Below are 2,882 nucleotides of genomic sequence, written 5' to 3'. Positions count from 1 at the left end.
TGTCCGGCGGCCAGCGTCAGCGTGTCGGCATCGCCCGCGCGCTGTACCAACGGCCGGAACTGTTGCTGGCCGACGAGCCGGTATCGGCGCTGGACCCCAGGCTGGCCGATGACAGCATACGCCTACTGTGCGAGGACGCCCGCGCCCGCCAGGCCACGCTATTGGTCAGCCTGCACTCGGTGCCGCTGGCGCTGGCGCACTTCCCGCGCATCATCGGCCTGCGCGACGGCGCCATCGCCTTCGATCTGCCGCGCGAGCAAGTCGACGCCACTCTGCTGGCCGAACTCTACGCCGGCGACGCGCCCGAGAGCGCGGCAGAGCCAGCCGCGCCCAGCGCGGCGCTCAGGGGCTTGCAATGCTGAAGCCCGCGCCGCGCGACCCGGCCGCCCGCGCGCGGCTGGGCTGGCTGCTGCTGACGCTGGCCTTGCTGCTGCCGACGCTGCCGCTGACCCAGTTCACGCTGAGCACCTTGTTCAATAGCGACACCTGGCTCAGCCTGGCTCGCTTCGCCGCCGGCTTTCTGCCGCCGGCGCACGACGGCGACTTTCTGAAAGAAGTGGCCAAGGAAACCGCCACCACGCTGGCGGTGGCCAGCGCCGGCCTGTGCCTGGCCATGCTGCTGGGCGCGCCGCTGGCCTTCGCCACCAGCCGCGCGCTGGACGATCACCAACTCACCGCGGTCCGGCCGCGCCGCACCGTCCTGACCGCGCAGAGCCTGCTGCGCGGGTTGATGGTATGGCTGCGCGGCGTGCCGGACATCGTCTGGGCGCTGCTCTTCGTGCGCGCCGCCGGCCTGGGCAGCCTGCCGGCGGTGCTGGCCTTGGGCCTGGCCTACGGCGGCATGCTGGGCAAGGTTTACGCGGAAATCCTGGAATCCCAGCCACGCGCGCCGGCCCAGGCGCTGGCGGCTGCCGGCGCCAGCCGCTGGCAACGGCTGTGCTGGGCGCTGTGGCCACAGGCCTTGCCGGAATTGATCAGCTACAGCGTTTACCGCTGGGAATGCGCGATCCGCGCGTCGGCGGTGATGGGCTTCGTCGGCGCCGGCGGCATCGGCCAATTGCTGGACAGCAGCCTGAAAATGCTCAATGGCGGCGAGGTCGGCACCTTGCTATTGGTGTTCCTGTTGCTGGTGGGCTTGAGCGAGGGCGTCAGCCGCTGGTCGCGGCGCGCGCTGGAGCGCGACGGCGGCGGACGCCGCCTATTGCTGGCCGGCGGCGCGCTGACCGCGTTCAGCCTGTACTGGCTGTGGCCGGATTGGCGCGCCAACGGCTTCGACTGGCGCGGCCTGCCGCGCTTCGCCATGGAATTCCTGCCGCCGGACCTCTCCGCCCCAAACTTGCGGCAACTGGGACAAGGCGTGGTGGAAACCCTGGCGATGTCGGCGCTGGGCACGGTGCTGGCCGCCTTGATGGCCATGCCGCTGGCGCTGCCCGCCGCCGGCCGGCTGGGGGCCGCCGCCAAGCGCGCGACGCGGCTGTTGCTGAATATGCTGCGCGGCATCCCGGATCTGCTGTGGGCGGCGCTGGCGGTGCTGGCGCTGGGCCTGGGGCCGGCCGCCGGGGTGCTGGCGCTGGCGCTGCACACCGCCGGCGTGTTGGGCCGCCTGTTCGCGGAAACGCTAGAAAACGCGCCGCCGCAAGCGGAACAGGCGCTGCTCAACGCCGGCGCGGGCCGCGTCGCCGCCTTCTGCTACGGACCGCTGCCCATGGTGGCCAGCCAATGGCTGGCTTACACGCTGTACCGCTGGGAAAACAATATCCGCATCGCCACCGTGCTCGGCATCGTCGGCGCCGGCGGCCTGGGCCAGCAGCTGTATCTCGCGCTGTCGCTGTTCCAGCAGCAGGCCGCCGCGGCCATCATCCTGGCGATGGTGGCGCTGTCCTGGGGCGTGGAACAGCTGAGCCGCGCGCTGCGCCAGCGCATGGGCTGAAACGAGGAACGGGGCGGCAAGCCTACGCTTGCCGCCCCGTCCGTTCTCACCCCATTCTTAATTGACTTCCTTGCAGGCCACCAATCCACACACAAACATCGCGAAACCCGCGAACCCCAGGGCCTTGGCCACCAAGAACGGCCACTCCGGCGTGCCGCCATTGCCGCCGGACGCGCCAAAGCCCGCCAGCATCAGTCCCAACCAGGCCACGCCGCCGGCGGCCAGCAAGGCGCATGCCGCGCCGCCATACCATGCTCTCTTGCTCATCACGGTTCTCCTCATCTCACACTTGAATCTTCTTATTGTTCACATCCGCCCCGCCAACAACCCGGCCAGACCCAGCAGCCAGCACAAGCCGGTCGCCAACAGGAAGCCGCGCAGCAAACGGGCCATGCCGCGCTGCCGCGCTTCCAGCGAGCGGCCGGCCAAGTCGCGGCCAAACAGCCGCGACAAGCTCAAGTCCAGCTCCTCAAGAGTGCCAGCCGAATCCAGCGCCCGCAACAGCGCGGCGTCCAATTGCAAGCGCCAACCTAGCCAGGCCTGCCATAAAGCGACAGCCGCGCACAGCGGCAGCCACAGCGCCGACGGCGACGCCAGCACCATCAAGGCCAACAGCCCCCAGCTGGGCCAGCACAGCCAACGGCTGGAAGCCAGCACCGCGGCGCTCAGCCGCGCCTGCGCGAGCTCGGTCTTCATAACGGCTCCATTCGCGCGCACTGACGCGCCAGCTCCGCGCATTGCGCATCGCTCAACTCCACGCGCTGGCGGCGTTGCCGCAGCAGTGCGCGCGCCTGCTCCACCGAGCTGGCGCGGCCGCTGAGCACCAGCCAGGCCAGCAATACCACGGCGCTGCGGGTCAAGCCCAGCGCGCAATGCACCAGCAGCGGCCCGCGATGGCTGGCCCGCAACTGCTGCAAGGCCAGCGCCGCCTGGCGCAGCTGCGCCGGAGGCG

5 protein-coding genes are annotated in these 2,882 nt (G+C 70.5%); 2 read left to right on the top strand and 3 right to left on the bottom strand.

Annotation, left to right across the window (positions count from 1 at the left end):
• Both LQT98_RS23740 and phnE read left to right on the top strand, forming a co-directional pair.
• Positions 1-362 (top strand): ATP-binding cassette domain-containing protein (locus tag LQT98_RS23740; RefSeq protein ID WP_231465719.1); only part of this gene is annotated, 362 nt, incomplete at its 5' end.
• On the top strand, positions 356-1,930 hold the full coding sequence (gene phnE, locus LQT98_RS23735) for a phosphonate ABC transporter, permease protein PhnE (protein WP_231465717.1): 1,575 nt from the start codon (positions 356-358) through the stop codon (positions 1,928-1,930). The genes LQT98_RS23740 and phnE, both read left to right, overlap by 7 nt.
• Before the next feature lie 57 nt (positions 1,931-1,987).
• Here phnE and LQT98_RS23730 read toward each other — a convergent pair whose 3' ends face one another.
• The 3 genes from LQT98_RS23730 to LQT98_RS23720 form a co-directional block, all read right to left on the bottom strand.
• Positions 1,988-2,197, bottom strand: a complete 210-nt coding sequence (locus tag LQT98_RS23730) for a hypothetical protein (RefSeq protein ID WP_048409874.1) — start codon at positions 2,195-2,197, stop codon at positions 1,988-1,990.
• Positions 2,198-2,236: 39 nt separating this feature from the next.
• Positions 2,237-2,626: a hypothetical protein gene (locus LQT98_RS23725; protein ID WP_231465715.1), complete on the bottom strand. Its 390-nt coding sequence runs from the start codon at positions 2,624-2,626 to the stop codon at positions 2,237-2,239.
• On the bottom strand, positions 2,623-2,882 hold a 260-nt coding region (locus LQT98_RS23720), incomplete at its 5' end, for a dual specificity protein phosphatase family protein (RefSeq protein WP_231465713.1). The genes LQT98_RS23725 and LQT98_RS23720, both read right to left, overlap by 4 nt.

The sequence above is a fragment of the Chromobacterium aquaticum genome, assembly GCF_021129195.1.
In the GTDB taxonomy this organism is placed as follows: domain Bacteria; phylum Pseudomonadota; class Gammaproteobacteria; order Burkholderiales; family Chromobacteriaceae; genus Chromobacterium; species Chromobacterium aquaticum.
The sequence above is the reverse complement of the archived record's forward strand: the minus strand, read 5'-3'. Positions and strand labels throughout refer to the sequence as shown.